We start from the raw sequence: 4,521 nt of genomic DNA, 5'->3' as shown, positions 1-4,521 counted from the left end.
GATATTACCTCCATGTATTATTCTCGCCTGCAAAGTTACGGCGAGTTTTCAAATATCTCATTATCAATGGTATTCACTCTTTTTCCTCGCATTTCCCTGTACTTCACAGGTAGTTGAAACTTAGGATAAAACCTTGTTATTTTGCAACCGAATTCAGTGAAAAGTCAACTTAAAATTCATTTGAATGTAGAGTGCAAGAAGATAGTTTCAACCTCTGTGATTCTTATCCGAATGAAATTCAGGATATAGTCAATTTTAATCCTTTGAGCTGAGTCAATTTTAACCTAAGTCAAAATTCGACTTTTGAGTCGAGTCAAGAATAAGGTTTCAACTTTGGACGTAATCAGACTTATCAGTCAAGTTAAAAAATAATTTATAACACAACTAACGACCATTCAAGATTATGAAAAAGAAAAACGAAACACCCATCTATCTGGGCTTCGCCTCACAGAAGGGCGGAGTGGGCAAAAGCAGCCTTGCGGAAGTCTTGGCAGCTATCTTATACTACGAAAAGAATATCCCTCTTGCCGTCGTGGACTGCGACGGCACACAGGAATCGTTCTTCAAGCTACGCGAACGGGACAGAGACCTTATCGAGTCCTCCCCCGAACTGGGCAAGGAACTTCACGAGCGTCTGGCTTGCTATGGCAAAAAGTCATACCCAATCATCCGAAGTAAACCGGAGAGTGCCGTCGGTGATATTGAGAAATATATTAAAAAGAAAGCTTCCCCTCCGCAACTCGTTATTTTTGACTTTCCCGGTCATGCAGTTACAAGTGCCTTGATGGACTTGTCCATTACGATGGACTACATTATCTCTCCGATAGAAGCCGACCCTCAGTCGCTGGCATCGAGTTTCGCCTATGCCAAAACCATCTGTGAGTTGGGGATTGGCTTTGAAGGTTCACGTATTCAGGACTTCTTCCTGCTTTGGAACAAGATCAACCGCAGTGCGAGTACCACGGTCATTGATTTGTTCACTGAAAACGCAAAAGAACAAGGACTGACCATCCTTGATTCACGTATCTACCATTCTGTTAGGATTAGTCGAGAACTGGCACAGGGAGGAACAAGAGGCGTGTTCCGATGCTCTTACCTTCCTCCTGCAATTTCCATCCGTCCGCAGACGGGAGTGGATGAATGGGTGGCGGAAGTCATGCGGAAAATCAAACTGTAAACGGAGGATAGTGTATGAGTTCATTAAAGGAACAACGAGAACAGCTGCTTCAGGAAAAAATGAAGGAGATGGCGGATATTGGTGTCAAGAAACGCACGGCAGAAAACACTCCTGATTTTGATGAGCCCATCGACTTGGACGAAGAGATCCTATCAGAGGACCCCGTCTCAGAAGATGTAGAAAAGGAGGAAAAGACCAACGATATTTCTACCGAACAGGTTGTTCACTCTCCCAAGCGCAAGAAAGTAGGTAAAGGTATGAATGCAGCTATGGCATTAGACTTTGAGGAATACGAGCAACGTTTTCTGACAAGCGTCCGTAACGGGCGCAACAAGTCAGGTTTCAGCATTCACACCGAAATCCTGCAAATTCTGCGTGATGTATTGAGCGACCTTCGCTCGGAGGCTTCCATTACAGGATATATAGAAAACATTCTTCTTGACCACCTGAAGACCTATCAGGATATGTTGAACCACACCGCCTCACAGCGTAGGCGCAATAAAACCATAAACTTATGATGATGGAATTACTTATGAATATCTTGTTGCTGCTTGGAATTGTATGGATGCTTTTGGGCATCGCATACCTTTGGAGAATATTCCGACACACAGCACCACAACCGGCAGAAAAAGCCAAAAAGCGACCTACCGTAACAAATGAGCAGATAGCACAAGCTCGCCATGTTCTGGTGGGCAGAAGTAAACCCTTCGTTTCCCCGTCTGTCCCCGAAGTTCCCGCCGTTTCCCCGTCTGAAAATTCAGCCGATAATCCCGATACCTTTGCAGCGCAAAATGTACGCAAAGAAGATGAAACGGAGTCGCCAATCCCACCTCAATCGCCATCGGAGCATACCGACGAACGGGAGAAGGACAATGAAATGCAGGTCGCCTACACAATGGACGAACCTGAAGAGGATTCCATTTTAAAAGAAGACCTGCTGATTGCCGATGAAGCCATGCCCGAAGTTTCACCGACTTCAATCCTCTCACGGGACATCGCCCGTGTCAGTGGCTGGCACAAGAATGACGATGCGCTTCAGACAGAAAATGAGGAAACCATCCATGAGACCCTTCAAGCCATACGAGGCACGGAGTTGATGGAACACCTCAAAGAGAGCACGCTCAAGCAAGAACACGACCATCAACGACTTCTTGCCGCCATTCGCAAAGCTGAGGAGGCGGAACAGCAGGAAAAAGAAACAGCATCCTCTTCCGAGTCCGAAGCGGACGAAAGAGGAGACGACAAAGAAAACACGGCGGACGACAGACCGCTGTCCTATTATCTGTAAAAATGGTTTCTTGATTTTCATATTTCGGAGGAATGCAGGGGTGGCTCAAAAGTAAAATAATCAGCCAATATCTATCATACGATAAAACCGAGCCACCCCTGACACCTCCATAAGAAGACAATTCGTTTAACAACTTAAAATAAACAGCAAAATGAACAACAAAAAAATCACAATGATGCTGNTCCTGACGGCACTGACCACCGCAGNAGCGTANGCACAGGGAAANGGTATGGCAGGTATCAACGAAGCCACAAAAATGGTAACNTCCTACTTCGACCCNGGTACGAAACTCATCTATGCCATCGGTGCCGTAGTGGGTCTTATCGGAGGAATAAAAGTATACAACAAGTTCTCAAGTGGCGACCCCGATACGAGCAAGACAGCCGCTTCTTGGTTCGGTGCGTGTATCTTCCTNATTGTGGCTGCCACNATCNTACGTTCNTTCTTCNTGTAANAATGGCNGAGTGGGAAATCAATAAAGGTGTAGGTCGGACGGTNGAGTTCAAGGGCTTGAAGGCNCANTACCTCTTCCTCTTTGCTGGGGGACTGCTGGCGGTCTTCTTTCTCGTGGTGGTGCTCTATCTCTGNGGCATNGACCAGNTNGTCTGCCTCGGTCTTGGCTTAGTGGGTGCAACACTCGTCGTGTGGCAAACGTTTGCNATGAACCGCAANTANGGCAGATACGGACTGATGAAGCAGGGAGCCATTAAGATGCACCCGCGCTACCTCTTGAACCGCCGGACGGTCTATCACCTTATCCGTAGCCTTCAACCCAAAAGAAAGAAGCAATGAGACGTACTGTTGAGGTCTTTGACCGAAAAAACAACAGTAAAATCACGACCTTGGAAGCGAAGTTCCCGCTGCTCTCCGTCGAGCAGGGGTGTATGGTGGGTAAGGACGCAGATATTACGGTCGCCTTCCGTTTGGAACTACCCGAACTCTTTACCGTCACTTCTATAGAATACGAAGCAATGCACTCGGCATGGCACAAGGCAATCAAGGTGCTGCCCAACTATACCATCGTGCATAAGCAGGACTGGTTTATCAAGGAACGTTACCAACCAAAGATGGCAGAAAGCGGACTTAGTTTCCTCTCACGTGCATCTAACCGACATTTTAACGAGCGTCCTTTCCTGCACCACTCAGTCTATCTCTTTCTAACCAAGACCAACAAGCAGCGTATGCAGCGACAGAGCAATTTTTCCTCGCTCTGCCGTGGGCACTTGCTCCCCAAGGAGATTACCGACAAGGAGGAAGTGGTCAAGTTTATGGAAGCGGTGGACCAGTTCGAGCGTATCATCAACGACACGGAGCAAATCCGGCTCACCAGTATGAAGGAGGAGGATTTGGTGGGGACAGCCGAGAAGGGCGGACTCTTAGACCGCTACTTCTCCCTTTCTGAAGAAGGACACGCTTCTTTGGAAGACATACGATTAGGAGCAGACCTTGTGCGTATAGGGGATAATCGCCTTTGCCTACATACGCTGTCAGACACGGACGACCTGCCTACAAGTGTTTCCACAGACACACGCTATGAGCGACTATCAACGGACAGAAGCGACTGCCGACTGTCCTTTGCCGCTCCCGTTGGCTTGTTGCTGCCCTGCAACCATATCTATAATCAGTACCTCTTCATCGAGGACAGTGATGATAACCTGCAAAGGTTTGAGAAGCAGGCACGCAACATGCACTCGCTTGCAAGATACAGCAGAAGCAATCAGATTAACGAAGAGTGGATACAGGAGTATCTCAACGTAGCCCACTCGCAGGGATTGACCTCCATTCGTGCCCACTTCAACGTGCTAGCATGGAGCGATGACAAGGAAAAACTCCGCAACATCAAGAATGATGTGGGCAGCGCGTTGGCACTGATGGAGTGCAAGCCACGACACAACACCATTGATACGGCAACCCTTTATTGGGCAGGTATTCCCGGCAATGCCGCCGACTTTCCAAGTGAGGAGAGTTTCTATACCTTTATCGAGCCGGCTCTCTGTTTCTTCACGGCTGAGACCAACTACAAGGACTCGCTCTCTCCCTTCGGTATCAAGATGGC

Annotated in this window: 6 protein-coding genes; all 6 read left to right on the top strand. The window is 47.6% G+C overall.

Annotated elements, in window-relative coordinates; all coding sequences use genetic code 11:
• Window positions 1-403 precede the first annotated feature (403 nt).
• Window positions 404-1,177, top strand: a complete 774-nt coding sequence (locus HMPREF9304_RS09545; RefSeq protein WP_036895274.1) for a ParA family protein — start codon at window positions 404-406, stop codon at window positions 1,175-1,177.
• Window positions 1,178-1,191: 14 nt separating this feature from the next.
• Window positions 1,192-1,695: a DUF3408 domain-containing protein gene (locus HMPREF9304_RS09540; RefSeq protein WP_036895276.1), complete on the top strand. Its 504-nt coding sequence runs from the start codon at window positions 1,192-1,194 to the stop codon at window positions 1,693-1,695.
• Window positions 1,695-2,465 carry a hypothetical protein gene (locus tag HMPREF9304_RS09535; protein WP_036928501.1) on the top strand — a complete coding sequence of 257 codons (771 nt, stop codon included), beginning with the start codon at window positions 1,695-1,697 and terminating at the stop codon, window positions 2,463-2,465. The genes HMPREF9304_RS09540 and HMPREF9304_RS09535 overlap by 1 nt, the downstream gene beginning before the upstream one ends.
• 151 nt (window positions 2,466-2,616) lie before the next feature.
• A complete protein-coding gene (locus HMPREF9304_RS09530; protein ID WP_036928499.1) occupies window positions 2,617-2,919 on the top strand; it encodes a DUF4134 domain-containing protein in 303 nt (100 codons plus the stop codon).
• 2 nt (window positions 2,920-2,921) lie between these two features.
• Window positions 2,922-3,257, top strand: a complete 336-nt coding sequence (locus tag HMPREF9304_RS09525) for a DUF4133 domain-containing protein (RefSeq protein WP_036928507.1) — start codon at window positions 2,922-2,924, stop codon at window positions 3,255-3,257.
• Window positions 3,254-4,521: TraG family conjugative transposon ATPase (locus HMPREF9304_RS09520; RefSeq protein ID WP_036928504.1), on the top strand; the 1,268-nt coding region annotated here is incomplete at its 3' end. The genes HMPREF9304_RS09525 and HMPREF9304_RS09520, both read left to right, overlap by 4 nt.

Origin of the sequence: Hoylesella timonensis S9-PR14, from assembly GCF_000762405.1 — a bacterium.
GTDB classification, from domain to species: domain Bacteria; phylum Bacteroidota; class Bacteroidia; order Bacteroidales; family Bacteroidaceae; genus Prevotella; species Prevotella timonensis_A.
Note: the sequence above shows the minus strand (reverse complement) of the source record. Positions and strands in the feature narration are given on the sequence as shown.

Excerpts from the sequence above, each read along its gene's own strand:
- HMPREF9304_RS09540 (WP_036895276.1), top strand. The coding sequence starts at position 1,192 with ATGAGTTCATTAAAGGAACAACGAGAACAGCTGCTTCAGGAAAAAATG.
- HMPREF9304_RS09545 (WP_036895274.1), top strand. The coding sequence starts at position 404 with ATGAAAAAGAAAAACGAAACACCCATCTATCTGGGCTTCGCCTCACAG.
- HMPREF9304_RS09535 (WP_036928501.1), top strand. The coding sequence starts at position 1,695 with ATGATGGAATTACTTATGAATATCTTGTTGCTGCTTGGAATTGTATGG.